Origin of the sequence: Microbulbifer okhotskensis (assembly GCF_023895975.1) — a bacterium.
GTDB classification, from domain to species: Bacteria; Pseudomonadota; Gammaproteobacteria; order Pseudomonadales; family Cellvibrionaceae; genus Microbulbifer; species Microbulbifer okhotskensis.
In genome coordinates this window covers 1-25,299 of sequence record NZ_JALBWM010000059.1, presented here as the reverse complement: position 1 = coordinate 25,299, position 25,299 = coordinate 1, and the positions used below count along the sequence as shown (strand labels likewise).

Annotated in this window: 44 protein-coding genes; 20 read left to right on the top strand and 24 right to left on the bottom strand. The window is 54.6% G+C overall.

Annotation, left to right across the window (positions count from 1 at the left end; genetic code table 11):
* Nucleotides 1–33: 33 nt before the first annotated feature.
* From MO867_RS13600 to MO867_RS13500, 22 genes are all read right to left on the bottom strand, one after another.
* Nucleotides 34–537, bottom strand: coding sequence for a DUF1320 domain-containing protein (locus MO867_RS13600; RefSeq protein WP_252469471.1), 504 nt, complete (start codon nucleotides 535–537; stop codon nucleotides 34–36).
* Nucleotides 537–866 (bottom strand): hypothetical protein, encoded by a 330-nt coding sequence (locus MO867_RS13595; protein ID WP_252469469.1) that lies wholly within the window; start codon nucleotides 864–866, stop codon nucleotides 537–539. Before MO867_RS13595 ends, MO867_RS13600 begins: the two co-directional genes overlap by 1 nt.
* 166 nt (nucleotides 867–1,032) lie before the next feature.
* Nucleotides 1,033–1,971, bottom strand: coding sequence for a hypothetical protein (locus MO867_RS13590; RefSeq protein WP_252469467.1), 939 nt, complete (start codon nucleotides 1,969–1,971; stop codon nucleotides 1,033–1,035).
* Between the two features lie 13 nt (nucleotides 1,972–1,984).
* The gene (locus MO867_RS13585; protein WP_252469465.1) at nucleotides 1,985–2,317 is read right to left on the bottom strand and encodes a capsid cement protein; all 333 of its coding nucleotides are present in this window, start codon (nucleotides 2,315–2,317) and stop codon (nucleotides 1,985–1,987) included.
* A gap of 12 nt (nucleotides 2,318–2,329) precedes the next feature.
* Nucleotides 2,330–3,463 carry a hypothetical protein gene (locus MO867_RS13580; protein WP_252469463.1) on the bottom strand — a complete coding sequence of 378 codons (1,134 nt, stop codon included), beginning with the start codon at nucleotides 3,461–3,463 and terminating at the stop codon, nucleotides 2,330–2,332.
* A gap of 225 nt (nucleotides 3,464–3,688) precedes the next feature.
* Nucleotides 3,689–4,171: a phage virion morphogenesis protein gene (locus MO867_RS13575; RefSeq protein ID WP_252469452.1), complete on the bottom strand. Its 483-nt coding sequence runs from the start codon at nucleotides 4,169–4,171 to the stop codon at nucleotides 3,689–3,691.
* Nucleotides 4,172–4,173: 2 nt separating this feature from the next.
* Nucleotides 4,174–4,944, bottom strand: coding sequence for a phage head morphogenesis protein (locus tag MO867_RS13570; RefSeq protein ID WP_252469440.1), 771 nt, complete (start codon nucleotides 4,942–4,944; stop codon nucleotides 4,174–4,176).
* Nucleotides 4,944–6,491 carry a DUF935 domain-containing protein gene (locus MO867_RS13565; RefSeq protein ID WP_252469431.1) on the bottom strand — a complete coding sequence of 516 codons (1,548 nt, stop codon included), beginning with the start codon at nucleotides 6,489–6,491 and terminating at the stop codon, nucleotides 4,944–4,946. The genes MO867_RS13570 and MO867_RS13565 overlap by 1 nt, the downstream gene beginning before the upstream one ends.
* Nucleotides 6,491–7,942 carry a phage terminase large subunit family protein gene (locus MO867_RS13560; RefSeq protein WP_252469419.1) on the bottom strand — a complete coding sequence of 484 codons (1,452 nt, stop codon included), beginning with the start codon at nucleotides 7,940–7,942 and terminating at the stop codon, nucleotides 6,491–6,493. The genes MO867_RS13565 and MO867_RS13560 overlap by 1 nt, the downstream gene beginning before the upstream one ends.
* The gene (locus MO867_RS13555) at nucleotides 7,942–8,457 is read right to left on the bottom strand and encodes a DUF3486 family protein (RefSeq protein WP_252469417.1); all 516 of its coding nucleotides are present in this window, start codon (nucleotides 8,455–8,457) and stop codon (nucleotides 7,942–7,944) included. The genes MO867_RS13560 and MO867_RS13555 overlap by 1 nt, the downstream gene beginning before the upstream one ends.
* Before the next feature lies 1 nt (nucleotide 8,458).
* A complete protein-coding gene (locus tag MO867_RS13550; protein WP_252469415.1) occupies nucleotides 8,459–8,770 on the bottom strand; it encodes a cytoplasmic protein in 312 nt (103 codons plus the stop codon).
* A complete protein-coding gene (locus MO867_RS13545; RefSeq protein WP_252469413.1) occupies nucleotides 8,767–9,123 on the bottom strand; it encodes a hypothetical protein in 357 nt (118 codons plus the stop codon). The genes MO867_RS13550 and MO867_RS13545 overlap by 4 nt, the downstream gene beginning before the upstream one ends.
* Nucleotides 9,123–9,335: an Rz1-like lysis system protein LysC gene (lysC, locus tag MO867_RS24345; RefSeq protein ID WP_444875281.1), complete on the bottom strand. Its 213-nt coding sequence runs from the start codon at nucleotides 9,333–9,335 to the stop codon at nucleotides 9,123–9,125. The genes MO867_RS13545 and lysC overlap by 1 nt, the downstream gene beginning before the upstream one ends.
* Complete coding sequence (locus tag MO867_RS13540; protein ID WP_252469411.1) at nucleotides 9,232–9,639, bottom strand: hypothetical protein; 408 nt, start codon at nucleotides 9,637–9,639, stop codon at nucleotides 9,232–9,234. The genes lysC and MO867_RS13540 overlap by 104 nt, the downstream gene beginning before the upstream one ends.
* Complete coding sequence (locus tag MO867_RS13535; RefSeq protein WP_252469409.1) at nucleotides 9,636–10,319, bottom strand: transglycosylase SLT domain-containing protein; 684 nt, start codon at nucleotides 10,317–10,319, stop codon at nucleotides 9,636–9,638. The genes MO867_RS13540 and MO867_RS13535 overlap by 4 nt, the downstream gene beginning before the upstream one ends.
* Nucleotides 10,320–10,321: 2 nt before the next feature.
* The gene (locus MO867_RS13530) at nucleotides 10,322–10,639 is read right to left on the bottom strand and encodes a putative holin (RefSeq protein ID WP_252469407.1); all 318 of its coding nucleotides are present in this window, start codon (nucleotides 10,637–10,639) and stop codon (nucleotides 10,322–10,324) included.
* 124 nt (nucleotides 10,640–10,763) lie between these two features.
* Complete coding sequence (locus tag MO867_RS13525) at nucleotides 10,764–11,108, bottom strand: hypothetical protein (RefSeq protein WP_252469405.1); 345 nt, start codon at nucleotides 11,106–11,108, stop codon at nucleotides 10,764–10,766.
* A gap of 61 nt (nucleotides 11,109–11,169) precedes the next feature.
* On the bottom strand, nucleotides 11,170–11,514 hold the full coding sequence (locus tag MO867_RS13520) for a hypothetical protein (RefSeq protein WP_252469401.1): 345 nt from the start codon (nucleotides 11,512–11,514) through the stop codon (nucleotides 11,170–11,172).
* A gap of 88 nt (nucleotides 11,515–11,602) precedes the next feature.
* A complete protein-coding gene (locus tag MO867_RS13515; RefSeq protein ID WP_252469388.1) occupies nucleotides 11,603–11,947 on the bottom strand; it encodes a hypothetical protein in 345 nt (114 codons plus the stop codon).
* A gap of 112 nt (nucleotides 11,948–12,059) precedes the next feature.
* Nucleotides 12,060–12,362, bottom strand: coding sequence for a hypothetical protein (locus tag MO867_RS13510; RefSeq protein WP_252469385.1), 303 nt, complete (start codon nucleotides 12,360–12,362; stop codon nucleotides 12,060–12,062).
* A gap of 73 nt (nucleotides 12,363–12,435) precedes the next feature.
* Nucleotides 12,436–13,194 (bottom strand): hypothetical protein, encoded by a 759-nt coding sequence (locus tag MO867_RS13505; protein ID WP_252469373.1) that lies wholly within the window; start codon nucleotides 13,192–13,194, stop codon nucleotides 12,436–12,438.
* 148 nt (nucleotides 13,195–13,342) lie between these two features.
* On the bottom strand, nucleotides 13,343–13,540 hold the full coding sequence (locus MO867_RS13500; protein WP_252469360.1) for a hypothetical protein: 198 nt from the start codon (nucleotides 13,538–13,540) through the stop codon (nucleotides 13,343–13,345).
* A 398-nt stretch (nucleotides 13,541–13,938) separates the two neighbouring features.
* On the opposite strand from MO867_RS13500, the gene MO867_RS13495 reads away from it, so the two are divergent.
* Both MO867_RS13495 and MO867_RS13490 read left to right on the top strand, forming a co-directional pair.
* On the top strand, nucleotides 13,939–14,475 hold the full coding sequence (locus tag MO867_RS13495) for a hypothetical protein (protein ID WP_252469357.1): 537 nt from the start codon (nucleotides 13,939–13,941) through the stop codon (nucleotides 14,473–14,475).
* The gene (locus tag MO867_RS13490) at nucleotides 14,472–14,648 is read left to right on the top strand and encodes a hypothetical protein (protein ID WP_252469351.1); all 177 of its coding nucleotides are present in this window, start codon (nucleotides 14,472–14,474) and stop codon (nucleotides 14,646–14,648) included. The genes MO867_RS13495 and MO867_RS13490 overlap by 4 nt, the downstream gene beginning before the upstream one ends.
* A gap of 64 nt (nucleotides 14,649–14,712) precedes the next feature.
* Here MO867_RS13490 and MO867_RS13485 read toward each other — a convergent pair whose 3' ends face one another.
* Nucleotides 14,713–15,144, bottom strand: a complete 432-nt coding sequence (locus MO867_RS13485) for a helix-turn-helix domain-containing protein (RefSeq protein ID WP_252469335.1) — start codon at nucleotides 15,142–15,144, stop codon at nucleotides 14,713–14,715.
* A gap of 87 nt (nucleotides 15,145–15,231) precedes the next feature.
* Here MO867_RS13485 and MO867_RS13480 point away from each other — a divergent pair, with 87 nt between their 5' ends.
* Entirely contained in the window at nucleotides 15,232–15,456 is a 225-nt protein-coding gene (locus MO867_RS13480) for a DNA-binding protein (RefSeq protein ID WP_252469326.1), read from the top strand.
* 48 nt (nucleotides 15,457–15,504) lie between these two features.
* Here the strand turns inward: MO867_RS13480 and MO867_RS13475 are convergent, their stop codons facing one another.
* Entirely contained in the window at nucleotides 15,505–15,684 is a 180-nt protein-coding gene (locus MO867_RS13475) for a hypothetical protein (RefSeq protein ID WP_252469287.1), read from the bottom strand.
* Between the two features lie 172 nt (nucleotides 15,685–15,856).
* Between MO867_RS13475 and MO867_RS13470 the strand changes: the two genes are divergently transcribed.
* The 17 genes from MO867_RS13470 to MO867_RS24010 all read left to right on the top strand — a co-directional run.
* Nucleotides 15,857–16,357: a hypothetical protein gene (locus tag MO867_RS13470; RefSeq protein WP_252469276.1), complete on the top strand. Its 501-nt coding sequence runs from the start codon at nucleotides 15,857–15,859 to the stop codon at nucleotides 16,355–16,357.
* Nucleotides 16,354–16,593: a hypothetical protein gene (locus MO867_RS13465; RefSeq protein ID WP_252469274.1), complete on the top strand. Its 240-nt coding sequence runs from the start codon at nucleotides 16,354–16,356 to the stop codon at nucleotides 16,591–16,593. The genes MO867_RS13470 and MO867_RS13465 overlap by 4 nt, the downstream gene beginning before the upstream one ends.
* Nucleotides 16,590–16,889 carry a helix-turn-helix domain-containing protein gene (locus MO867_RS13460; protein WP_252469270.1) on the top strand — a complete coding sequence of 100 codons (300 nt, stop codon included), beginning with the start codon at nucleotides 16,590–16,592 and terminating at the stop codon, nucleotides 16,887–16,889. The genes MO867_RS13465 and MO867_RS13460 overlap by 4 nt, the downstream gene beginning before the upstream one ends.
* Nucleotides 16,890–16,892: 3 nt before the next feature.
* Nucleotides 16,893–17,714 (top strand): DUF3102 domain-containing protein, encoded by an 822-nt coding sequence (locus MO867_RS13455; RefSeq protein WP_252469268.1) that lies wholly within the window; start codon nucleotides 16,893–16,895, stop codon nucleotides 17,712–17,714.
* Nucleotides 17,711–17,920 carry a hypothetical protein gene (locus MO867_RS13450; RefSeq protein WP_252469266.1) on the top strand — a complete coding sequence of 70 codons (210 nt, stop codon included), beginning with the start codon at nucleotides 17,711–17,713 and terminating at the stop codon, nucleotides 17,918–17,920. The genes MO867_RS13455 and MO867_RS13450 overlap by 4 nt, the downstream gene beginning before the upstream one ends.
* Nucleotides 17,917–19,686, top strand: coding sequence for a TnsB C-terminal domain-containing protein (locus MO867_RS13445; protein ID WP_252469263.1), 1,770 nt, complete (start codon nucleotides 17,917–17,919; stop codon nucleotides 19,684–19,686). The genes MO867_RS13450 and MO867_RS13445 overlap by 4 nt, the downstream gene beginning before the upstream one ends.
* Nucleotides 19,687–19,713: 27 nt before the next feature.
* Nucleotides 19,714–20,850 carry an AAA family ATPase gene (locus MO867_RS13440; RefSeq protein WP_252469260.1) on the top strand — a complete coding sequence of 379 codons (1,137 nt, stop codon included), beginning with the start codon at nucleotides 19,714–19,716 and terminating at the stop codon, nucleotides 20,848–20,850.
* Nucleotide 20,851: 1 nt separating this feature from the next.
* Complete coding sequence (locus tag MO867_RS13435; protein WP_252469257.1) at nucleotides 20,852–21,088, top strand: hypothetical protein; 237 nt, start codon at nucleotides 20,852–20,854, stop codon at nucleotides 21,086–21,088.
* Nucleotides 21,069–21,377: a hypothetical protein gene (locus MO867_RS13430; RefSeq protein WP_252469255.1), complete on the top strand. Its 309-nt coding sequence runs from the start codon at nucleotides 21,069–21,071 to the stop codon at nucleotides 21,375–21,377. Before MO867_RS13435 ends, MO867_RS13430 begins: the two co-directional genes overlap by 20 nt.
* A 287-nt stretch (nucleotides 21,378–21,664) precedes the next feature.
* A complete protein-coding gene (locus tag MO867_RS13425) occupies nucleotides 21,665–22,270 on the top strand; it encodes a DUF3164 family protein (RefSeq protein WP_252469253.1) in 606 nt (201 codons plus the stop codon).
* Between the two features lie 8 nt (nucleotides 22,271–22,278).
* Nucleotides 22,279–22,968 carry a DUF2786 domain-containing protein gene (locus tag MO867_RS13420; RefSeq protein WP_252469251.1) on the top strand — a complete coding sequence of 230 codons (690 nt, stop codon included), beginning with the start codon at nucleotides 22,279–22,281 and terminating at the stop codon, nucleotides 22,966–22,968.
* 20 nt (nucleotides 22,969–22,988) lie between these two features.
* Nucleotides 22,989–23,264, top strand: a complete 276-nt coding sequence (locus MO867_RS13415) for a hypothetical protein (RefSeq protein ID WP_252469249.1) — start codon at nucleotides 22,989–22,991, stop codon at nucleotides 23,262–23,264.
* Nucleotides 23,261–23,476, top strand: coding sequence for a hypothetical protein (locus MO867_RS13410; RefSeq protein ID WP_252469226.1), 216 nt, complete (start codon nucleotides 23,261–23,263; stop codon nucleotides 23,474–23,476). Before MO867_RS13415 ends, MO867_RS13410 begins: the two co-directional genes overlap by 4 nt.
* A complete protein-coding gene (locus MO867_RS13405; RefSeq protein ID WP_252469224.1) occupies nucleotides 23,469–23,900 on the top strand; it encodes a gp16 family protein in 432 nt (143 codons plus the stop codon). Before MO867_RS13410 ends, MO867_RS13405 begins: the two co-directional genes overlap by 8 nt.
* Nucleotides 23,897–24,247 (top strand): Mor transcription activator family protein, encoded by a 351-nt coding sequence (locus tag MO867_RS13400; protein ID WP_252469222.1) that lies wholly within the window; start codon nucleotides 23,897–23,899, stop codon nucleotides 24,245–24,247. Before MO867_RS13405 ends, MO867_RS13400 begins: the two co-directional genes overlap by 4 nt.
* Before the next feature lie 592 nt (nucleotides 24,248–24,839).
* On the top strand, nucleotides 24,840–25,160 hold the full coding sequence (locus MO867_RS24015; RefSeq protein WP_373565892.1) for a di-heme oxidoredictase family protein: 321 nt from the start codon (nucleotides 24,840–24,842) through the stop codon (nucleotides 25,158–25,160).
* Nucleotides 25,133–25,299: di-heme oxidoredictase family protein (locus MO867_RS24010; RefSeq protein ID WP_373565893.1), on the top strand; the 167-nt coding region annotated here is incomplete at its 3' end. The genes MO867_RS24015 and MO867_RS24010, both read left to right, overlap by 28 nt.

The window sequence follows — 25,299 nt, the reverse complement described above, 5'->3', positions numbered from 1 at the left end:
GCTCGATAACGGCGGTATCCAGGGGTTCGTTCATCAGAAATCTGCCAGGTTATCCTGAAAGCTACTGGCCCCGGCGGTAGTGGCCGGTTGGCCGATACCTTGCTGTGCGCTGGTGTCGTTCAGGCCCAGGGAAAACTTGCCGTCTGCGGTGAGTTGCAGCAGCTTTAGGGCATCGCGGTAATCGCGCACTATGGGGTCGTCGCTCTCGCCGCTGACGCGATCCTGGTGCAGCAAGTAGCGGCAAATAGCCCTGGCCCAGGTGGTGACAATGCCCGGCACCGGATCGAGGGGCAGATAGCCACGGCGCCCCAAGAACCCATCGATCACCGATTTGGCATCACTGATGGCGTCATCAATCCGCACCAGGGCGTTGTCAGCCACGATAATTTCAGCGGCGGACCAGGCACTGCGATCTGCGCCCAACAGCGTGGCCTGCATCAGGTCGTAATCCACCAGAGCCTCATGGGCGGGGCTGGCGACTTCGGCCAGTTCTCGGGCGCCGGGGCGTTCGGCCAGTTGTGCGTGGGAGATATACATCAGTCTTTATCGACCTGTGCCCAGAGTGCGTCCCGCTCGGCGGCGGATATTTTCAGGCCGGCTTTGTTTAAGGCTTTGATATCCGGGGCGCCGGCGTTGGTCCAGTGTTCGGGGTTTTCTGTATCCAGTTGGGCTACAGCTTCGGCGAAAACTTCCATGGAAATTTCACCATCGCCGGCACTGCTGTTGGTACTGGCAGCGGCCTCGATAAGACTGCCGTTTTTCAGCAGTGGCGCAGCCTCTTGCTGGGTACAGCTAACGGTGCCGGCTTTGATAATTTTGCCGGCCACCTTTATGGGCTGGCGCACTTTGTAAATTTGCTTAGTCAAGGGTTTCTCCCTTCGCGGTGGTTGCCGTTGCTATGAAAAAAGCGAGGGGTTTCCTATTCCATCCCCGGACTATCTGCCCCCCCAAGGTTTGCCGGTTGATTCGCTGATTAGGGACTGCGTGGCGATGCCAGCGAAAGCGACCGTCACCCCTTACTCAGGTTGGGAATTAGCCAACATTGCGCATCAGGTAGCCGGCGGTAATACCGGAGAGCACGGGGCGGCGTTCGTAGGTCACCGGATAGATCCAACTTTTGACGTTGTTGTCGTAATAGGCTTCTTCCACCAGGGGGTGGCCGTCCATGGTGTAGGTGTAGCCATAACTCGGTTCAGCGGCGTCGGCACTGTTATCACCACCGGGCGGGGCGACATAGGCGAGGATGGCATCAGTACCCCAGACATCACTGAATTTGTCATTGGCATCGGCAGATACCGCCTTGCCCACCTCTACCTTGTCGATATCCAACAAAGCGGCAATCATGGCGGCGGTGATGGAATCTTTGCTGGTGTGCTTGAAGCGATCCAGGACATAAGGGTTTTCCCGCATTGCGGCAAAACCTTTGGCAGAAAGCAGTAGAGTGTTGGCATCCATCCCGATGCTTTCGCGCACCGCCTCCTGGCCAGTGCGAATATCTTTACAAGGGTTGTTGTTGTCATCGGTCCACTGGGAAGAGGCCAAATCCACCTTGTGGTCGTTATCGTAGTTGTCCGGGTTGCGGGCAAGCTCGGCCTGCTCAACTTCCAGGGTCAAAGACAGGCTGCCCATGGTGTTGTTGACGGCCCGCTGGCCCAGGTTGATGCCGGGTACCTGGCTGGCATCGCGCATGTGTTCCCGTGGCACCATCCCCTCCAGTGCATCCTGTACCAGCGCAAAGGGCTTGCCGGCGTGGCCGTACTGCACGCGTTTGGTACTGCTGCCGGGAGTGCGGCGGGCGTTATAGAGGCGGAATGCCTCCTTGCCAAATTCCAGTATTTGGCCGCCGCTCACTGCGACAGGTGCGCGGGGAAATAGAGCGATACCCACATGGGTCTGGTGGCGGTAGCCCTGGGCGTGGGTGGTGAGGATGGGATCTATCACCCGCACTTGTTGGTTGTTCATCTGAGTCATGATGGCGCTTTCCTTAGTTGGCGATTAACAGCACTTCGATGGAGTCGCCATCGCTGCTGGCGGCTTGCAGGGCTCGGGCCACAGTGACGCCCGACGACTTGGTGGCGGCCTTGCCTTCGGTGCCCACCTCAATTTCGTCATCGACGGCAATGGCACCGGCGGCAGTTACCTGGGCGGTGCCTATGACATCCACCGGGAAATCCTCACCGGCCTCGGCACTGCAGCGGGACACGCCGAGGGTGTTACCGCCGGCGCTGGCGGTGGTGCCATTACCGGCAGCAAAGCGCCCGGCGCTGATGGCTGCCGTGGCGGCGAGGGTGAGCGTAAGCAGAGGAATAGATTGCATGGGGGCTCCCGATTAACTCACCGCAGCCAGGGCGGTGTTGTAGTCGCATTTGTGCTGGCTCTGGTAAGACAGCGCTTTGTTGTGCAGGGCCAGCTTGTCCTGGTTGACGGAGTAGCCGGTGGGTGCGGCAAAACTGGCCGCTTGGGTGGTCTCATCCTCGGCGGCACTGCGTTCAGCAAAATCTACGCGGGTGGGCAAGCCGTAGAGGAAATCCCGCAGGAAATCCGGCGCGCTTTTCTCAACCGTGCCATCCCCTTCGGCAAAACTCAGGGCGTCGGTATCTGCCAGGCCGGCCATCAGGGCCACGATGCCATTGCGCTCGCGGGGCAACAGTTTGCCGCTGTCCACCAGTTGGTCGGCGAAGCTGGCGATATCCTTTTCCCGCGCAGCCGCTTCCTGTTGCGCCACCTTTTGCTCGCGGGCCTCCAGTTGCGCCTGCTGGGTTTGCAAAGCGCTTTCACGATCGGCAAAACTCGCGGCTTTGTCTTTGTCATCATCCACGGGGAGTTCCTCCGGTTGTGGGGTTGGGGTGTCTTTGTCATTGGGTTGGGCGAAGTCGGGGCTGGGTGATGTTTCTGCTAGTTGCTCGGCGTCGCGGGCCATCCAATCGGTGACCACCTTATCGGCATCCTCATCACCAAATTTCGTCAGCATCCAGTCGCGTAGGTTGCGCATCAGGCGGCCCACCAACCAGCTGTCGGCAAAGTCGGCCCCGGCAAATTCCACCGTAAAAATATCTTTGCCATCGTCGGCAAAGCTGGCTTCCTTCAAACCTTTTACGGCCGGTGCGGCGGCACCGAGAAAACCCACATGGCGCAGGTACCAGACTCCGGGCACGGGGTTGTTGGCAGATTGCGGGTGGAAGAAGCTGGCGGAAATTTTGGGAAAGCGGCCGGTATTCACCATTTCGGCAAATTCCGCTTCCACCTGATCGGGCTCGGCGGTGAGGACGCTGCCGGCAAAGTCCAGGGAGGATACCCAGCCGTAGGCCGGGTCATTGACCTTGGGGTGGCCCACCACCAGCGGTGCGCGAAATACCGCTGGGTTGTAGGCATCTTTAGTGGACTGAATATCGGCCTGGCTGAATGACCGGGTTTTGCCACTCACATCGGTAAAGGTGCCGGGTTTGAAAATTTCCAGATTCACTGGCTTTCCCATTGCGTTTCGATTGAATGGGGCCAGCTTAGGGGCGATGGAGAGAGAGGTCTTTTGTACGCGGGCAAAACCGGCGGGCTGGGGATTTGTGCAGATTCCGGCGCGGGTTGCGGGCAATCGCCCTGTAAACGGTTTTATAAAGCTTTTACAGCGGCGAAACGGGGTGCGCTGGCTATCGTTGGATACCCTGGAAGGCTGAGGGCATTACAGGGGCGCTCAGGCGCCAGTGGCAAATTCCAGGTAATCCCGTGTTAGAGCCAGGATTTCGCGGTCATCCTCTTCGCTGGTACCCAGCCAGGGGCGCGCGGGAATATTTCCCCAGGGAATGGGCCCGCCGCGTTTGGTTTTGCCGAACTGGCCCTGGGCAGCGCCAAACTGGTGTACGGCACCATAGGGGCGATCTGTGCCGAACAGTAGCTCCGGTCCCTGCACCTGGTAGCGCAGTGTATTGCGCAGGAGGCCGCTCAAGGTGAGCACTTTGCCCTGGTTCTTGGGTTTGCGCTTGAGATAGCTGGGGCTGAGCGCGGCCCAGGGTGCGCCGTCCGGGGAGGTCTGGGTGCGGAAGCGGTTGCGGTGGACCTGCAGCAGGTACTCGCCAATATCCCGCAATAGCGGCGCGGGGTTTTCCAGGTCACCCACCAGTTTACTGAGGGTATTGGTGGCCGCGCGCGCGTCAATTTCAATTCTCGCACCGGCCATGGTCAGTTCCCGCTGCCCAGGTTTTCCATCAATTCAGCGGTGAGGATCTCCGCCAAGTCTTCCGGCAGGCCCTCAGCTTTCTCCAGAATACGCTGTATTTGCTGCTGAATATCGCTGCCGCCGGGGGCGTAATCCCAGCCGGGGTCGATACCTTCCGGCACCTCAAGCTCTGCGTCTTTAAAGGTGATTTTGCGCAGTTTGATCGCTGGGGCTTTGTCCGGGCCATTTTTGCCCATGCGGTTAAGGTCGCGCAGGTTATAGGCGATCACCGTGCATTGGCAGCCCCAGCCGTTGGGTGGGTAATGGCTTAGCCACCAGGGATCATCGGCGTGGATCACCAGGTTATTCCAGGCCAGGTGCTGCTCGCGGGGGTGCAACACTGCATCGCTGTGCTGGTAGCCCCAGTAGGGCCTCCGGTCTTTAACTTCCTGCAGCTGCTGGTAACGGCCGGCGGCATAGCTGGTGCGCAGGTTGGTGTGATAGATCACCGAGGCGCGCCAGTTACGCCCGCCATTGGGTTCCCAGCCGTAGTGATCCAGCACCGCTTCATAGTCTGGCTGGAACTCCTGCAGCGTCATCCCTTCGCGGATAGCCCTGGCAATGACCATAAACAGGTCCTGCACCAGGTCAATGCGGTGGGCGCCGGCGCTGATAAATGCGCGGTCATGGGCTGCGCCGCGAATGCTCTCGTAATCGATGCTCGGGTATTTGCCCTGGAAAAACTGGATCTGTTGTTCGAAGGAAAGACTGCCGTAGGCCGCCGCAGTTGCCATTATGGACTCTCCAGAGCGGCTATCTCGTCTTGCACATCATTGCGCCCCGCCAGCTGGGCTACCTCCAGTCCGGTAGCCATGATGTTGGCATACTCGTCGAGACTCAATTCAGGCGCCAGCGCGATCAGCCTCTTCTGCAGGTCTTCCAGGCTGGTAGCCTCATCGAGGAGCCGGGCCAGTTGGTTGCCCCAGTCTTGGGTAATGGGCCGCAGGCGCTGCCCCAGCTGTACCGCCAGGGCATCCGGCACAGTTTGCGCCAAATCAGTATCGGCAAACTCTGCAGCGGGCGCCGGTGGGACTGGTTGCGCCGGGGGTTGTGCTGGGGTGGCTTCGGTCCATTCACCGCCGTAGTTATCCTGGATATGTCTGAGGCTGGGTTTAAAGCCCATATCCACGATTTTCTTATCGCGGTCGGCGGTTTGGTTGAGGTCTTCCGGTGGTTCCACTTTGCGGTATACACGCGGCACTTGGGCGCCGGGGTAATTCCATTCGGTGAGCCAGCGGCCAATGGAGCGATTGAAAGACTCGCACACCAGGTCTGCATCGGCTTTTACTAAGTCGAGGCGCACATCGCTCTGCAGCTCATCATTGCCCAGGCGGCCCGGTGTGCCCTGGGAAGAAGCAGTCTGGCCCACGCAGACTTTGGCGATAGCGGCATCCATGCGGTCGTAGATACTGGCGTAATCCGCCGTGCCACTGCGGGCGGCCTCCAGCAGCTCTATGGCCATGCCTTCCGGCACTATAACGCCGGCATCGGTGCTGATGGCGGACAGGGCTTGCAGCAGTTTGTTTTTTTCTTCCGGCAGCGCGTTGGGGGCATAGGTGCCCTTGGCGGTGGGCTGGCCGAATTTCTCCAGGAAGATCAGCCAGTATTTGAGGCCGTTGCGCTTGAACCAGGCGGGCCAGTATAGCCAGTGCCCGAGGCCCAGGCCGTAGGGTTCGTCATCGTGGTCGCTGCCGGTGGCAAAGTCCCAAAATTTGCGCTCGGGCAGCAGCTCCCCCAAAGGGGTGCTGAAAGTTTTCATGCGCAGGCGGCCCAGGCCATCGTAGCCAAAGCGGCGGCGGTCGCGCACCTTAACCTCATCGAGCATGATGTGGCGGCCATCCCGCGCCCACAGGGCCTCAGAGACGGCAAAGCCGTAATAAACCCCGTAAAGCATTTTTTGGGTGACGCGGTCCCAACCGATATGATGCAGGAGTTGCTGCAGGTGCTCCGCTGCGGCTTTGTCTTTTTTTGTTTTACCGCCGGGGTCTACAGCCCATTCCTTGCCGATTACCGCCAGGCACCGCTGGTTAAAACAACTCGCCACCTGGTCATCCCGCAGCACTTCCTGGTACACCCGGTAATCGCCACCGCCGCGCAGCTGCAGCACGGAATCCTGGGCGGGTTGTACCGTGAGCGGGTCGGTATAGCCTCGGGTGATATCGCGGCCATCGGCGGTGGTGGCGATTTCCTGCATTTCCGGGCGCGGGCTGCGGGTTGTGGGTTTAGCGGCAAAGTTGGCAGGTACCAGAATGCCGGACGCGGTTTGCTCAAAGTCGGCCATTAATTGAAGCCTCCAAAATTGCTGCCGCCAGCTATTGTGCCAAAGCCGGTATCGGTAGTATTGAGACGGGTATCGGCGCAGGCGCTGCGGCGCCCTGTGGATTGGTATTCGATGGGGGCGCAGGGTTGAGATGCCGCTTCGATAGCGAGGCCCAAGGCCCAGAAATGGTCGGCGTGGCCATCGACGGTGCGCTCGGCGGTAAAGCGTACATTGCCGGCGCTGGTGGTTTGCTTGGTAACCTGGCGTAGGTCCGCACGGATTTTGGGGTCGTGAGGAATGCGCAGGCGGCGGTCTTCCATGGCGCTGCGGATCGGGTATGCCAGGGCCTCTTTGACACGGGTGGTAAAGGTGACCGCTTCCACCCGATGCTCGCCAAATCGGTCCTGGGCATCGTCGGCCCAACCGATACCGAGGCCGGTGGCATCAATACAAATGCGGTCGCAGCGGTCCAGCCAAGGCCAAAGGATCTTCTCTTGCTCCGACTTGCGCATGTTCTGCAGCCGCTCGATGTGGCGGGTATAGAGCACATCGCCGAGCTTTTCCAGTATCCACAACACGGTCAAATCCTGCTTGCGGCCGATATCAATGCCGGCATAGAGTCGCCCGGATTCCATGTTTTGCCAGTGGACTTGCGCGGGATATTCCGCTGCGGCAATCAAGTCGTATTCCAGGAAGGCAACATCATCGTCGGCCGGGTTGCACATATATTCCTGCTGGAAAGACTCTTCATCGGCGCAGCCGGAGCGCACATATTCGAAATACTCCGCTTCGCACATCGCCTGGCGCTCGTCATCTGGCGGGAGCATCTGCTGCAGTTTGAATAAAAAACCCTGATCCAGGGCATCCTGCAACGTCACACGGTGCAGGCTAATATTTTTCGGGTTGCCGTTTTCCCGCGCTTCTCGCACCAGCTGATTAAAAAAATTGTGGCTGCCACGGTGGGTGGAAATCACTTCCATACTGCCGCCCCAGGTAATTCCGGGGTAAGCGATGGACCAGAGTTTGCGTGGATCTGGGTGCAGGGCAAACTCATCCAGGATACGCCCGCCGCGCTTGCCGGCCTGGGCATCTGGGTTACTACTCATACTGTGGATGCGGCGGCCACTGGCAAACTCCAGCACGTAAGCGGAGATACGCTTTTCTTCATCCAGGACCATTTCGCCCAGGTCTTTGGCAGCCATATTCATAATGCCCGCCCACATTTTGCAGTCTTCGACAAATAGGCGCGCTTGCAGGTCATCGCGGCTGCTGACCCATTGATCGTGACGGGCACTGGCTGCGGCCGTGCGTTCGTCGGCCGCATAAGCGGTGGACCAGGACAAACCGATCTGGCGCGATTTCTCCATCAATTTGAGGCGGTTGTCGTCTTTAATCCAGGCGGATTGAAACGGCAGAAATATGGCGTCGGGATTAGCCGGCAGGTTTTTTGCGTTGCCCTTGCGTTTGGTCATCACTCTATTCCCAGGGCTTCGCGGATTGCTTGTTTCGTGTCCTCGGTAACGCCACCTTTATCACCCAGGGCATCGAGTTTTTGCCGCTGCTCCTGCAATAACTGCTTGCGCGCTTCCGCAGCCAGGCGTTTCTGGCTAACACTGGCGCGGCCCAGGTCGGCGATGGCTTTAGCGATTTTATCCAGGGGAATATCGCCACTGATCTGCGCATCCCGGATTACGGTAAAAAGCTTTTCCTGCACCAGGCGCATTAGAGCCTCATTGATCGCGCCTTCATCGTCGGGGGCTTCGGCCACTACTGCGCGCGCTTGCTCGGTGATCATCTTCACCTGGTCGAGGCGCTCGCGGAATGTCTGGCCATAGCGATGCAGGCTGCTGCTGGAAATATCGATACCGCGCTTATGGCACAGGTTTTCCAGTTCGTCGTAACCGGAAAAGCCACGGGCTACCAGCTCTTTATCGAGCCAGTCTTTATCGTCGGTATTGAGACGCTGGACCTCGGAAACCTGGGGCATTTCAGCCCTCCCAATATTTTTCGGGGCGGGCGATGCCGGGCTCGCAGTCCACGGTGTATTCAGCCAGGTCCACGCCGTGACGGGTGAGCCCTGCGCGCCAGGTGCCGCTGGGTTCCTTTTCCACTTTGAGCAGTTCGCGCTCGTGCAGGTATTCCAGTTCGCGGCGCAGCTCCGCCGGTGTGGCATCCGGGTAGACGCCCTGGACCGTTTGCAAAATTAGCTGCTCGTGGGCGCCGATTGGGCGGGCGTGGTTGAGGGTGAGCAGGATAGTCCAGCGCATTCCCTCGCGGCGCACTTTGTTGTGGTCGATCATTGGGTCTGGGCCTCCCTTAGTTGCAGGTTTTCAATGCGTAAAAAAAGCGCATCCAGTTTGGATTCCAATACTGTTTGGCTGCGCACATGGTCTTCGCGGCGCAGGTATTTCTCAGGCAGTTCGGCGCGCAGGTCCATAAATCGACTTTCAATCTCTGAAACCCGTTTTTCCATTTCCTTGCCACGGCTATCCATACCGGAGAGCAGTTTTTCAAAGGTGCTCAAACGGGCATTTAAATAGCGTTCGTACTGTTGCTCCTGGCGCTTCCCCATCACCAAAACCACACTCGATAGGGATACCAACAGCGCGAGAAACTGGATTCCAGGCACTATCCAATCATGTGTCTCTGGCATCAGGGTTCCTCGCTTTTACTGAGCCAGTGCTGCAACTCAAACAGGCGGCCAGCACAGGTGCCGTAAAGGTCATAGAGCCGCTTTAATTCGATAGCGACAGCATCGGCGTTATTGTCGGGACGTGGTGCCGGCACTGGGCAGGGACTCATCAAGCCCGGTGGCAGCGGCCTGGGCGGCTCTGTCACGGGCGGCCGCCAATGACTGCATGACATCAAGATTAAACACACAGCGCACACGGCTATCCGCCGTTTTAGCGAGGGCATTCCTTAACTCCTGCGTGGTTTGGTTATCGAGGGCAGCGCGGCGGGCGGTTTGCTTGATAAGGCGCAAACCGGCGGCGTTGGCCTCCTGAATTAATTGGCGGTGGTTTTCCATCAACGAGGACATATCACGGAGCGCCTGGTCGCTGGTCCTGAGCTGGGTATCGCGCACACCGTTATGGTGCCCGCGCCAGTATCCGGCGGTGGCGGCAACGCTTGAGCTAAGGGCGGCGAGCAGTAGCCAGCGGGCAATCACAGTTGCACCCCGCGAGTACAGGCACCGCTGCCCCAATAGGCGCGCACGTAGAGCGGTTCCCAGCGCAACAGAATTTTGCGCGGGTAGTCGCGGTTTTCACGGAAAGCAGCGCGGGAGCGGCCGGCGTTGTAGTGCTCGACGGCGTTAAACCAGCGCAGCTTGTCGGCTCCCCCGGCCGAGGCTGCGCGCTTGTCCCTGAGTACCCAGCCCAGGCCGCCGTTGTAGGACGCGAGCACCATAGCCCAGCGCTCGCAGTTGTCGCTGGCAGAGAGGCGCCGGTATAGCCAGCGGTCATAAAGCACCAGGGCCTGCAGGGACCAGCCGGCGTTATAGGGTTGCCGCTCGCCCAGGGTTTGCGGATACAACTGGGCAAACCAGTCACTGGTGGTGGGCATAAACTGGGCTAACCCTTCGGCACCCACCGGCGAGCGCGCATCCACTTTCCAGCGGCTTTCCTGGTGAACCTGGGCGGCCATAGTGGCGATGGGAGCATCCAGCCCCCAATGGGCGTGGGCGGCCCGTATCAAAGTGCGCTTATAGATTTGCGAAGCCCTGGGGATTTCTGCATAGGCGGGCTGGCAGGAGGCCAGCAGTATAATGGAGAGTGCCAGGACTAATGCGGGAATGTCGGTAAAACCCAGGGCAAGCCACTGGATTCTGCTTTGGTCTGTTCTGTTCATAGTTACAGCCCCAGGGTGAGACCGAGCACACAGGCCAATATAATCAAGGCGCGGCGAAGGGTTGCCAGGGAGGCGTTAAAGCGCATCGCTCGCGCGCCATCCAGGGAATCTGTTTGTATCTGCAGGGCCTGCTTGAACAAATCGTGGGGGCGTGCGTAGTGGAACAGGCTGCGGTCTAACCAGTAGCCAAGCACCACGGCACCGGTGACCAGAGCAGTTTTATACAGAACTACGGGTAACTGCTGCGGGCTGAAAAACCCGATGGCCAGTAACAGCGCTATGGCCAAAAACAGCCAGAAAGATAGACGGGGCAATCGCATGACGTTCTCCAGGTTTTGGGGGTCCAGAAACACAACGCCCCCATAATCGGGGGCGCGGGGGAAAACGTCTTTTGAACGGGGGCAAAATTTGTGCTTTCAGTTCCTAAGAAATCACCTTATATATTTAAGATTTTGACTCCAACATATCTTCGAGCCTGTACTTCGAAAACACCCAAAGAAGAATATCGACTGCAAAAATAACCCCAAGGTAAATCCACCACCTCAAAGGGATTTCTATTTTATCCACTGCCTCTTTGGCTACAGATAAGGTCTTTTCATCAATAACAGCTGTTAATTTGTGCTCCACTACTATTAGAGCCAAATCCCATATCAAAAAACTAACAGTGATCATCCACCAAGCTAAGATTACCCAGCCTGTTATCTTCTCTCTATAAAGCTTCGGTCCGTTCCAAGCTAAAAAAAACAATATAGAAATAGCACCACCAACTATGTATTTCTCATCAAACATTTTCGATAAACCTCATATCTAAACAGCATATAGTGACAAGCGACGGTTTAGTTTTCAGCTATTAGCTGGCGTCCTCTTCAATATTTTTCTCTCTTCGAGATGCGATCTCATTTGCAATGGAAGATATGAGGCCAAGCACCAAAAGGTACACCCACCACAGTAGTGGAATTTTTGACTTTTCTATTGCCTCTATCGCGGCTTCCATGGCTGTTATCTCCAGAGTACTTGGTAGCTGCAGTAAAACAACGATCATCGCAACTGCCCAAACGCAGAACGCCCCAAATACCAGCCAAAAAGTCCAACTTATCCATTCAATTAGAGTTTCTCTATAGAGCTTTGGGTCATGCCATGAGGCAAAAAATATTAATGTGGCAATGCCGCCTATGATGAATTTCTCGTCTAACACTTCCTAACCCCCTTTCTCTCCAACCGTAAAAATACCAAGCCACTCGGACAAAAGGGTGGCGAGGTTCCTGGGACTTGCCCGAAATTATTTATGACTTTGATTCCAAAATATCCTCAAGCCGATACTTTGCAATCTCCCAGAGGATTAGGTTGCCAAGAAAAAAGAATGCTAGATAAGACCACCACATAACGGGAATGGCTATCAACTCCAAAGAGTTTTGAACTCTTCGTAAAGTGGCTTTATCCAGTGAAGCTTCGAGTACGTAATCAACGGCCTCTAGCGCAGCCCAAAAAGATCCTAAAGCGATTAGTGCTACCGTCAAAACAAAAAGGACCAAGTTTGAAAGTTTTTCTCTATACAGTTTGGGGGCTGTCCAAGCAGCAACGACTAACATGGTGATGCCACCACCTAAGAAAAATTTCTCATCCAACATGCTCAATAAACCCTATCCCTTACAAGTCAAAGCCAAGCCACCCTGGAAAGAAGCCGCTTGATTCCTGGAGGCTGCCCCTGATTGCGCCAGGCTTTCAGTGGTCGCGCCGTTATTAATTCTTATTTTCCATTTCGTCGCAGGCTGTGCGAGCCATGCGGCGCGCTTCGGTGGTTAGCAGTGGATCATCCTGGGCTTTCCTGCATTCGATCAGAGCGCGCTGTAAGGCGTCCTTTTCTGGGTCGTAGATCAGATTTCCCAGCACTAACAGTCCAGCAGCTATGCCGAGCAGTGACAACATGGCCACGCCCGCTTTCCTACCTGTCGATGTTTTATTGGGATTGCGGGCACCGCAGTGGATGCAGGCTTGTGCCTGATCGGAGTATTCATTGGAGCATTCCTTGCATTGGATCAACATTCCAGTATTCCATTAGGTTTCAAATAATAATCACTTTAAGTGATGAGGTCACAGGGCCGCCATATCATCGAAACTAGCTAGCTTGCTGTTTGAAAAAATTTGCAACGTCATCCTGTTTAAATCTCTCAAGGAGCCCGTGATCATTCGGCAGTGAACGATGATCAATTTGCCTGACAAGTAGATGATTGTTAGATGAGAGCATTTGTGGATTATATCTTTCAGGCATCCTTTGGCTAGAAACTACAATGTCAATTAGGTATCCATAAATGATAAATGATTGAAAAATATGATGCCCCATTCTTCCTTTTCCAATACAAGATATTATGTCTGGATAATGGGTTCCACTGAGAGTTACTTCTCTCACGAAGATAGGATAATCAAGCGTTGTCAACAAAGGCTCTTGATCTAAGACGATTCTAAGCTTCTCTTCGTATGGTCCAAGCTCATACTTAGCAAACATCTCATGAGATGAAATGCTCATTCGCCACAAAATCGATAGCATACATTTTTTGAAAGAGTCGTGACTTATGTCTTCAATCAGGATGTGCTCACTTGAGAGTGGAGATATTTTAAGAAAGTTGCTGGACCTCTTAGAAATATCTACAAGGTCTTTTTTAGTATTGTTTTCCCATTTGCTCAACTTTACTTCACAGCTACCGCATAGCAATTTTTCCCTATAGCCCAACTGTTCAAGCTTTAAATTATTTAAATTCTCATTGGTGATAGGGATGAATCGATGCTTTTTATCATAGACTTCTTTATAAAAGCACTCTGGGATTATGTGGGATCTCCTGAGGGAGCTTACTTCTGATAGACACAGTTTACACTTCATTCTCAACTATCCTTAAATGTCTTAGCGTCTCAATGACCTATAGCTGGAGATCGACACCGCTTGAGTTATCCTGCACCGATCTTAGATTTCTTATGAAAAATGAAACTCTCTCAATATGCATACCCCCTTTCATGTGGTTGATAGCTTGTTAGGAGCCGTCAGGGCTTCGCCCCGAGGTCAGGTAAAACTGATTATTGCCTGGCAATACCACCTTGATACCTGCGGCCGCACCGTCCAGTGCCGCCAGTAAGCGATTGGCCAGCTTTTCTGCGGCCTCGCCATCCAGGTGGATCTCGTAGACGATGTCTCGCCCTGCGACCCGGTTGTGGTTACCTCGAATTTCCATGGCTACCCCCAACATCCGCCATAACACGGAATTGCATTAACAATACGTAAAAACTGAATTCGTGACAATTCTCACAATATTGCAGTAATTAGGAACAATTTTTATGCCGGTGAAAGACGCACTTGAATTGGTTCTTGTGTACCAAAATGGATAAACCGCTCAGCGCTGAGCGGTTTGCTTCATTCTGGGTACGAATGTTGGTGATTGTTGGGATACGGATTGCGCAAAAACCTTATTTTTCGTCGCATCATGCAAAATTACAGGCTATTACAAGTCTTGCCTTGAGAGCTTTGTAGCGGATTGAAGTCTCTGGATAGTTTCTATGGACGGATTCTATTTTTTTTAAACACAGAGGTGGCATAATTCTGACGCTGGAGAATCTAAATAAGGCGAAGGAAATGCTAGCTACTCACTTTGAAGCCAAAACCCGATACGGAGCAATGAGAGACCAAGCCCGGCAGATTGCCTGGGAAGCCCTACCCGTGAGGGTGCGGGGCAAAATTGAACTTGGGGGCGTGGACAACAAAGCGCTGGTGGCGTTTAGAACCTGGCAGCATCACCCCAACAGGAAAGTGGATTGGGATTGGACCTTTGCCAACCGCTACTGCTTTAGATATCCGAAAGGTTTTGATTTGTCTGTTTGGTTTGGAAATCGCCTTTCTACATTGGCTTTGGGTCGCCCGACATACCATGGTACTTCGCTCAGAATGGATTTTGTGGAGAAAAGTCCAGATTTACCAATGACAGGCTTCCCCGCTTTTATTGTTGTGAATACCGCATATCAAGCGTATGCACAGCTAATTGGGGCCAAAACTTTCCGCATCATCAAGCCGATGAATGAAAAGCTAGTAAATTACTATATGTCCTATGACAAAAGCTTTGAGTATCATCCGGCAGCCAACGGAAACCCCTGTTACTTGGAGAGGCAGCTATGAGTGGGAACAAGCCGACCAAATCCCTTGAAGAGATTAAGCAGTCGATCAAAGAGCAAACAGAAAAGGCGTTGGAGCACTGGGAAAACCTTTCTGAGGAGGAGCGTGAGTCTATTGATAAGGAGACCACGATAGGAACCCCGGAAAACCTGGTCAGACCGGATAAAGACTCCTGAGCCTCATTAAGCTTCTTTACTAAGTGACAAACCGCTCATTGCCGAGCGGTTTGTTTAAATCTAATTACTCTTCCTTCTTTCCATTCTCGTAGTAATCCCCCTGTGCTGAAACCCGGTTTCCTTCCCCTTTGATGGTTACCCGCCTATCACTACTCGTCTCTGGTTTAGCGATGTCGCTATTGCCCGATAACAATTGAGCCAGCAGAGCCTTGCGCTGCTGGGGGCTGAGTTCGCGATAGCTGTCGAGCAATAGCTGCTCATCGGGGGCTATTTCTGGCGCCAATGAGTGAGTCTGGCCCGTGAGGATAAAGAGAGGGTCAGCCCCTACACTGACGAAACTGGAGAGAACTTCAGTTCCCATCGCTGCCTTTCCCCTCTCGTACTTTCCCCACATCTCCCTACTGACACCACATTCTTCGGCAGCCTCCGCCTGGCTCAACTTCAACCTTTTTCTTTCGGCCGCAATGCGGGGCCCGGAAAGAGAAGAAAAGTTCACGCAACCCCCTTGAAAAAGGGAACTAAAGTTCTCATAATTATCCACACATTCACTAAACATCATTCAGCAACAAGGAGGGCCACCGGCATGGCCGACCAAGAGTTACTGACCCCAGACCAGGTTAAGGCGCAGTTTCGCGCCCAGGGCCTGACCGTTACCCAGTGGGCAGAGGAACGGGGCTACCCGCGCAATGCGGTTTACCGCGTTCTCAATTCTTTCGACAAGGCCATTTATGGCCGTGCCCATGAAATCGCGGTGGCGCTCGGCATTAAGGCCGACCCCAACGCCGGCAGCCAACCTGCTGCGGCATAGGGGGCACCATGCAAAAACCAATCACACAAAAGCGCGATCGGTATGGCTTCAGTTCGGTTGCGCCTGTGCTTGGCGGGCAACGCGGGCCTCGGCCAACTGCCCCAGCAGGCCGTCAATGGTGCGGCGCGCTTCGGGCTCTATTGCCTCGCCGGGCCAACGGGTGTTCCCCAAGTCCCTGGCAAAGGCTTCGGGATCTAGCCCGCCTTGCATTTCGACGCTGGCAGCCAAGTACAACCATGCACGCGAGAGGGCATTGACCTGTGCTTTTAGTTGCCGCAGTTCGCTGTCCATCACGATTCCTCGGTGTGTTGATGATGCCGTTATTTACACATAACGCAACAGCATTGCACCAGATGCACAGCGGCAATTTGTTTGGAAGGGCTGATTTTAGGGGGTTCCAATGACCAGCAAAGCTTGGAAGCGCCGCCGCTGGAATAAATCGGTGGCCACTAACCTGCGCCAGGCGCTGGAGTGGTGCAAGGACTACGCGAAGGACATCCACAACCTGAGCGTGGAGCGTATTGCCGAGGGTATGGGGCTGGCGGACCACTGGGCTCTGTACAAGTGGATTCAATCTGGACGTATGCCAGCGGTGATGATTCCCGCTTACGAACGGGTTTGTGGTTGCGACTTTGTCAGCCGCTGGCTGGCGGCGAGTAGCGGCTATCTGGTGGTGAAAATTCCCAGCGGTAAAGCGGCCTCGGCCACGGATGTTTTAACCCTACAGGGAGAGATCAGCAGCGCAATTTCCACACTGGTGGATTTTTACAACGGCAAATCGGATGTGGCGGAAACGCTGGCACAACTGCGCCAGGCGATGGAGGGCTTGGCCCACCACCACCGCAATGTGGAGGAGTTCCACGCGCCGGAGTTGCCATTGGATTTGGGGGATGAGGAATGAGACCAAGCCAACTTAAGGCGGGTGACCAGATTCAGTACCGCAGCATCTTCGGTACTGAGCGAGTTGCCATTTTTCAAAAGCGTATCCCTAGCCGTGGCAAGGGCCAACCGGCAAAAAACTATTTGCGCTTTCCCGAGTTTGCTGGCCTGAACGGGCCAGACGATGACGGTACTTGCGTGGTAAGTGATTACGACTTGTCCCGCCGGGGGCGTTTGGCTGTGAGGGTACGCCCATGAGTAAACAAACCGCTCTGCAAAAAGGGCTGCGGGTTCTGAAGGCATTAAAAGGCCACACCTTGACCGGGCTGAGCAACCAGCAACTGGTCCAGGCTACGGACTTAAATGCCAGTGCTATCACGCGAATCATGAGCGTGTTGATTGATGAGGGGCTGGCGGAAAAACGCGAGGACGGCCGCTTTGCTTTCAGTCTGGGGATGTTGCAAATCGCCCAGCGTCACGCGCTGGAGATACAGCGAGCGCAGGAAAAAATCGATGAAATTAACCGCCGGGTAATAGCCGGCGCACAGGGGTGATCTATGAGCAGGAACGCGATAGTCGAACACCAGGCGCATTCGCGCGAAATTACCGAGTTGTATCTGGATGGCCAGCCCTATGATCGGTTGCGCCTGATCAATGAGGCGAGTTTTTGCTTGGCGCAAAGTGCCGAGGCGATGCTGGAAGCGGGCCGCCGCTTGATCGTCATTAAGGAGCATGAACCCCATGGGGAATTCCAGCAGATTATTGAGCAGCAGCTGGGCATGAACCAAAGTGTGGCCCGGCGCATGATGCAGGCTGCCGCTAAATATCTCTCCCCCCAATTAGCTGGTAAGTCCAAAGCCCTGGTGCAGCTGGGTAAAACCAAACTCTATGAGCTGATGCTGGAAGATGATGATGATCTGGCAGAGTTGGCTGATGGTGGCACCGTTGCCGGGTTGGACCTGGATGAAATCGACCGTATGGGCACCCGCGAGTTGCGCGGTGCTCTGCGTGATGCCCGCGCAGATAACGAGGCTAAAGACTCGGTTATCGCGGATAAAAATAAAAAGCTTGATGAGCTGGTCACCAAGAAAAAGCGCATCAAGAAAATTCCCCCGGACCAGGAAAGCGAGCAAATCCGTACGGAGGCGGCGGACCACTGTTACAAAGTTGAGGCGTTGCTGCTGGGCCAAGTGACACAGGCGCTGACCCAAGTAAAAGATCATGCGGATATTCACCAGATCAGTGTGGATAGCTGGATGGGTGGGCAGCTGGATCAGCTGGAGGATGCCTTGCAGGAAGTACGACAACTTCTGGGAGTTTTCCGCAGTGAAGGTGCGGCGCCCTGGGAGTCTGAGGGAAATGGGGAGGCGGTGGCATGATGAGGCCAGAGCAAAACCCTTTTTATACCGGCAGCTATTGCGGCCAGCCCTTTTTCAGCCATTCCGTGGAAGAACGCCTGGAGATGGTGGAGACATTTACCGCGCTGCAGTGCCGCAGGGCTTTAGAGGTTCAGGGACTGCAGCTGGCAGTAGTTGATGCAGTTTCTGCCCGGTTGGCTGAGCTGGCCGAAGGGGTAGCCCAATGAATCCGGCACTGCTTGAGCGCCTGCAGGCTGTGGCCGCTGATGCCCAAGCGGCTGGCCATGGGAAAAAAGGGCCAGTTTATGTGGCTGCGGCAGCAGAGATGGGTGTCAGCGTGGCCACTCTGCAGCGGCAATTAAAGCAGGTAGTGGTGGCGCCGGCGCGTAAGCGCCGCGCCGATGCGGGGGCGAGTGCGCTGACGCTGGAGGAGGCGCGCAAAATCAGCGCGTACCTGATGGAGAGCCGCCGCAAGTTGGGCAAACGCCTTTCCTCTATTGAGGATGCGGTGGAGGTACTGCGCTCTAATGGTCTGATCGCTGCTGGCCGTACCGATGAGGAAACCGGGGAATTTATCCCTTTATGTGCGGCCAGTATCGGCCGTGCGCTACGCCGCTATGCGTTGCACCCAGACCAGCTTTCCCGGCCCACCCCTAAAACCCATTTGCGTTCCGAGCATCCCAACCATGTTTGGCAAATAGACCCTTCACTGTGCGTCCTCTTTTATCTTCCGAGCAAAGCCGGCCAGTGCTTACAGGTGATGGATGAAACCAAATTCTATAAGAACAAACCGGCCAATATTCGCCGCATCGAAAAAGAGCGGGTTTGGCGCTATGTGATCACCGACCACACCAGCGGCGTGATCTATGTGCACTACGTGTTGGGTGCGGAGAGCGGCAAAAATCTGGTGGAGGCATTTATCGCGGCTACGCAAAAGCGCGGCGGTGATGATCCTTTCCACGGCATTCCACGCATGGTGATGGTGGACCCTGGCAGCGCTAATACTGGGGCCGTTTTCCGAAACCTCTGCCGGGCGCTGGGCGTGCAGCTGCAGGTGAATTTACCCGGCCAACCCTGGGCCAAAGGCCAGGTGGAAAAAGGCAACGATATTGTGGAGCGCAGCTTTGAGAGTCGCCTGCGCTTTATGACCCAGCCGCCCACATCCCTGGAAGAAATCAATAGTGCGGGCTGGCAGTGGATGCGCTGGTTTAACGGCCAGAAAAAACACAGCCGTACTGGCCAGCCGCGCTATGCGGTGTGGCTGCGCATTACTGCCCAGCAGTTGGTAGTTGCTCCTGATGCGCAGGTGATGCGCGAGCTGGCTATTCATGCGGCGGAGTCCCACAAGGTATCTCCGCAATTAACCATCAGTTACCAGGGCAAAACCTATTCAGTGCGAGATATTCCCGATGTCTTGGTGGGAGAAAACATTTCTGTCACGCGCAACCCGTGGCGCATTGATGCGGTGCAGGTGCTGTACACCAACGAGGATGGCCGCGAGGTGATGCAGGTGCTGGAGCCGGAGGCACGCGATCAGTTCGGATTCTTGCAAAGTGGCGCGATGCTGGGCGAGGAGTACAAGGCACAGCCGGAAACCCGTGCGGATAAAGAACGCAAAGCCATTGAGCGCAGGGTTATGGAAACCGAGACAGACCAGGCGGCAGCGGAAAAGCGCAAAGCGCAGTCAGCCCCGTTTGGTGGTCGCATCGATCCAATGAAACCCATCACCGATACACCACTGCCCGATTACATCCCCAAACGCGGAACCGATTTGGATCTGGATTCGCCGTTGCCCCAGGTGGAGGCGGTGCGCCTGAATACCGTGCAAGCGGCTAAACGGTTGCGCTCTCGCATGGGGGATCGCTGGCAGCCGGAACACTTCCAGTGGCTGCAGGAGCGCTACCCAGAGGGACTGGCTGAGGATGAGTTGGACAAAATTTCGGAATTGCTGACCCGCAGGCAAGAAACCTCTTTAAAGCTGGTCGGCCTTTAACACAATAAATACTAGGGAGGGTTACGCATGTTGCAGCTAAAAACATTGCTCAAAGATCGCGGTATGACCCAATCCGCGCTGGCTCGAAAAATCAAAATGTCACCGGCCACAGTTGCACAGATTTGCAATCACGCCATCTGGCCGAAAAAGCGAGAGAAAGAACTTAAAAGGCAAATCCTTAAAGCAGTCGGAAATTGTGGTGAGGAAGTTTTCAAGCAGGAAGGCAGTACCCAAGGCACTAAAGAAGTAGCGCCGGTTACACAAAAAGAAAACCATCTGGAGGACGACATTATGCTGCTACGCAAGCAGGCCCTGACCCCACAAGCGAGGCGTACATTTAATTTGGTGCGCGATCCGTTTGATGAATGCCGTAATAGTGATGAGGTTTTCTTAACACCTGACGCCCGCTATGTGCGGGAGAGTCTTCGACAAGTTGCCAGGCATGGGGGATTTGTTGCCCTGGTGGGGGAGTCCGGTTCTGGCAAGTCCACCCTGCGCCGGGATTTGATTGGCTGGGTTGATCGTGAAAGTGAGCCGACAATTATTATTGAGCCCTACGTTTTAGGAATGGAGGACTGCGAGGCCAAGGGCAAAACGCTGAAATCTGGCCACATTGCTGAGTCTATTCTGGCTGCGGTTGCCCCTGGACAGCATGTGCCGCGCAGCAGTGAGGCGCGTTTTCGCCAGGTTCACAAAGCGCTGCTGGAATCCCACCGGGCGGGCAGCCGCCACCTGCTGATTATTGAGGAGGCCCACGGTATTCCACTGGCCACCCTCAAACATTTAAAGCGCTTTTTTGAATTAGAGGATGGTTTTTCCAAGCTGCTGGGCATTGTGTTGATCGGCCAGAGCGAGCTGGGGCAGAAATTGGATGAGCGTAACCCGGCCGTGCGTGAGGTGGTGCAGCGCTGTGAGGTGGTGACGCTGCGCCCCCTGGATGCCGACTTGCTGGGCTATTTGAAGCACCGCTTTAAATTGTCGGGAACCACTTTAAAAAGCGTAATGAATGATTCCGCAGTGGAGGCGCTGCGCAGCAAGTTATCGCGCAGCAATTACTCGGTGCTCTATCCCTTAGCGGTGCATAACGTGCTGACCGCTGCCCTCAATGAGGCCGCATCCCTGGGTGTGCCCCAGCTAACCGCTGATCTGATTGCGGGGGTGTGACGTGGCTAAAGGCAAAGTTATCAACTTAAAAAACCGGGCGCAGGTGCTTAGCCATTTATTTGCCGAAGTGGAGATCAATGGCCGCGTGTTGGAAATGGGCGTGGAGGTGGCCAGTGATCTGCCCATGATTATTGATTGGGAGCGGCGCGTCGCGTGGGTGGGCACTTGGGAGGATTTACTGGGGGATATCGCCAACATTCTAGCGGAGGAATCCGACTATGCCGCAGCCGCTAATTAATGAAAGTGAGCTGGAGTATTGGGGCGATCTGTTCACCGCCCACAGCTTGCACCGCTATTTGTCGTTCCAGGTTTTTATCCGCGATCCGCGCCGCCACTGGGAGGACATTATGGGGCGGGATTACCGCCCACTCTTGCCGGCGCAGATGTCAGTAGCAGAGCGTATTGATGTGGCTTGCCAGGGTGTTGAAAACGCACTGGCCAAAGTTGAAGGCGGGGTTAAGCAGCTGCGCCAACGAAATAATGGCCACTATTTTGAGCCGCTAAAGCATCACCAGGTTGCGCGGTAAACCGGGTTTGGAGCGAACGCTACTGGCTAAAAGTTTCGATGTGAACTGCGGTTATTTTTCAGCAGTTGAGCAGATACGCCGGTGTTTGTTGTGGCTATCTGCAAGGGGCAGCCGCGTGGTGCGGATGCAGATTAAAGAGGGCCGAGTATTAATTGAAATACAGGGGCCTGTCAGTTTTGGAGCGCCTCCCCAGTGCTTGGTGTTTGGCGGGGAGGATTATCGAAGTATCGAATTATATGGCTGCCAGGTGTTGTGGCGGCACCAAAAAACTAATGGAGAGCTTACCCATGATTCCTGATGGATTTTGCCAAAATGCTGCCGGGCACCTGGTGCCCGAGGACCAGGTTCGCGAGCAGGACAAACTACGCGATGCCACTGTGCGCGCTTTGGCTGATATCGCCGAAAAGCTAAATGTGGCGTTGGGGCAATTTAAGGAAAAAGCGCTGGCCGATGTTGCCGATCTGGTAGCGATTTCTGCAGAAAAATATGACGTAAAGATCGGCGGCGAAAAAGGCAATGTATCGCTTACCACCTATGACGGCGAATACAAGCTGGTGCGCTCAACTTCGGAGCGTTACCAGTTTACCGAGGAGATAGAGGCGGCCAAGGCTTTGATAGATGACTGCATTGTGCGTTGGAGTGAAGGCGCTAATGCCAATATCCGGGCGCTGGTGGATAGAGCATTCCGCACCGATAGCCAGGGACAGCTGAAAACCTCTGCGGTATTGGAGCTGTTGCGCTTGGATATCGATGACGATGGCTGGAAGCGAGCCATGGAGGCATTGCGAGATTCTATCCAAACCGCAGGGACTGCCACTTATATCCGGCTTTATAAGCGCAAAGGCAAAAATAATCAGTACCGCCAGGTGCCTTTGGATTTGGCTGCGGTTTAGGGGGAAGCATGGAAGAAGCGATTCTAAGGAAGATTAAGCGTTGCCTGGCTCTGGCCAAATCAAGTAACCCCAACGAGGCTGCAACCGCTTTACGCCAGGCACAAACGCTAATGCAGAAGCATGGTATTTCCAAGGCAGATGTGGGTGCGAGTGATGTAGGCAGCCATATTTCTTCGGCTGTTGGTGGTGGAAGGACGCCGCCGGCTTATATGGCCGTATTGATGAATATGGTTGCCGGGGCCTTTGGTGCTAAGTGTGTTTATCAAACGCAATTTGATAACGGCAAATGGCGTGGGGTGGTTGAATTTTTCGGGCTGGATGGAGCCCCAGAAATTGCCGCCTACGCCTTTGAAGTATTAGGCCGCCAACTTAAGAGTGATCGCAATGCCTACGTTTCTGGCCTTAATAAACGCCTGAAGCGCACGACAAAAATCCGCCGTGGTGACCTGTATGCCCAGGGCTGGGTTCAAGCGGTTAGCCAGAAAGTTGTGACGCACAAGTGCAGCCCGGCGGAGCGGCAGGCAATGGCAAGTTACGAGGAAAAACGATGGCCTAATCTGGAAACTGCCGAAGGCCGGGATACTACTACCAAGGCGCGATGCCACGATATGCAGGCAAAACTGCAGGGGCTAATTGATGGGGAGAAAGTAGATTTTCACCGGGGTGTACGCAGCACTAAGCGTGCGGCCCTGCATTAAGGCCATTTAGGAGAAATACCATGGAATCAGAGGTTAAAGCACCAGCAGTAAACAGATTTGCGATTTTTGCCGGTCGTGTTCACTTGATGAATGGTGGTGCAAGGAATTTTAGAGATAGCGCTCCTACCAAGCAGGCGGCAATGGAGTTAGCGGTTAAAATTGCCAAAAAATCGCAGGAATCACAGTTTTTTTCGTGGTTACAAATAGTTGACAGGGCAAAGGAAAAGTACACCGAGTACTCAATATTGAGAGGTGGAATATTAAAGGAACGGGAGAAACAGGAGTGCCCGGAATGAATAAGGAAGTGCTGAAAAAAAGAATTGCTGGGTTCAAAACCCTAGATCTACCCCAGGTAATGTCAGGGATGATTGATGAGCTGGATGAATGTGGCCCGCAAAAAATGGAAGTGGTGCAGCTAGAAAATGGTGTGCCGGTTGCTGCGGTGGTTGTGGTCGTTGCTCAAGATGTCACGCCATATATAGAGGCACTGGGGGCTGTCGATGGCTGAGAAGTCCAACCGGCAGCGGGAGCTGGCAAAAATCCATATAGCGCGGGCTGAGCTGTGTATGGATGACGATACTTACCGCCAGCTCCTGCAGCAGGTGGGCAAAGTGGATTCTGCAGCCAAGCTGGACGCTGTAGGCCGCTCCAAATTGCTACATCGGTTCCGCGAGCTGGGTTGGAAACCTAAGCAAGCAAAGCAGAAGGTTACAGCCCGGCAGCCCCAGGACCGCAAGGTCCGGGCGCTGTGGCTGGAACTGGCTAAACGGGGGATAGTGCGCGACTCATCAGAGCGCGCGCTGGCTTCCTACGTGAAACGCCAAACGGGTGTTGAGCGTTTGGACTGGCTAAATGGTCTGCAGGTTACGAAGGTGATCGAATCACTGAAAGCCTGGCTGGACCGAGAGGAGAATAAAGGAGGCAAGCAGTGAGCCATCAAGACCCGAACATGGAAAGCCGCCGCCACGAGCTGCTAGAAGAGATTCACGCCCATGCCCGCGAGGTGTTAACGCAACATGGTGTGGATTCTGATATTGCGGACCAGGCGGGTTGCGCTATTGCTGATCATTTGGCTACAACCTGGGGCGGGCAAATCGTAACGGTACCGAAAGACTATCACTACCGTGTTGCGTCTCGCGATGCTCAGATATATGAAGAATTCAACGGACGCAATCACTCTCAACTAGCACGCAAATACGGTATGACTGTACGCGGCATCTATAAAGTCATTTCGAGAGTGAGAGCGAAAGGCGATCCAAATCAACCTGGACTCTTCTAGCTCTCCATTTCACCATCTGCAACGCCGTTGTAAACTCTATCCCATATAAGCCCGGTATATCCCACCTAGTCCCAGGATTTATTGCATCATTAGGTGGGGTTTATCTCGTTAGGGATCAGCAAGCCCAGCCATCACCAATACAATTTATAAATTAAAAGTATAAAAAATATCTATCAACACAGGCATTGAAGGCTAGCGTTGGCATTGAAAGCCGCCGACAATCCAAGATTGCGAGCTTATCTGACCTTCAAAAACTCCATGCCATTCAATTGACAAATATTAACTCAATCTGCATAAAATAGGACCTTATTCCAAGTTGACGGAATAAATCGTGGAAATCTTTTGAACTTTCCCTTATAAAGTACCGATCTGCCTAAAAGCTTTAAGTATATCTTATTCTTAAAAAAACAATCTGTATTATCGACTCGACTAAAAGTCGGAGGCCTGACAGAAAGGTACCATCGCATGCAGCTCAAGCGAATACACTAACGATACCTCAGAATCAGAACTCGGCCTCATCGCTGAATATCTATGTCCAATGGTATTCCCGCTCGGCGCAGATTGAGCAGCGACTACCGGGGGGCGTACTCGAGTGTCTCCCGCGCACAATGTAGATGTGGATTCTGCCGAACTGGGAAGCCTTATTTTTGAACAGTTGGAGTGCTCTTCCTGCCACACTCCAACACTGACAACCGGCGGAAACTCACCTTTCGCTGAGCTTAGGCCCCAAAAAAAACGCCCCCACACGAACCTGCTCCTGCATACTATAAGGAGAGAACGGGGCCAATGGTGTGGCACAGGGAGCCTGTACGCCCTCCATGTGACGAACTCCCCCCCTTTCCCAATACCCAACGTCAAGATGGTATCCAGGGCAGTGCTCGCTAACTGCACGATGGCCATACCAGAACCTTAGATGAGGCGATCCTCTGGCATGGCGGTGAAGTCGAAACCAGCAGACAGTACAATAAATCCTTAACGCCTGAGGACAGACATGCTCAGAGTTATTGTCAATTCTGGTGTTCAACAGGCCTGATCAAGCAGCGCTCTGGTCG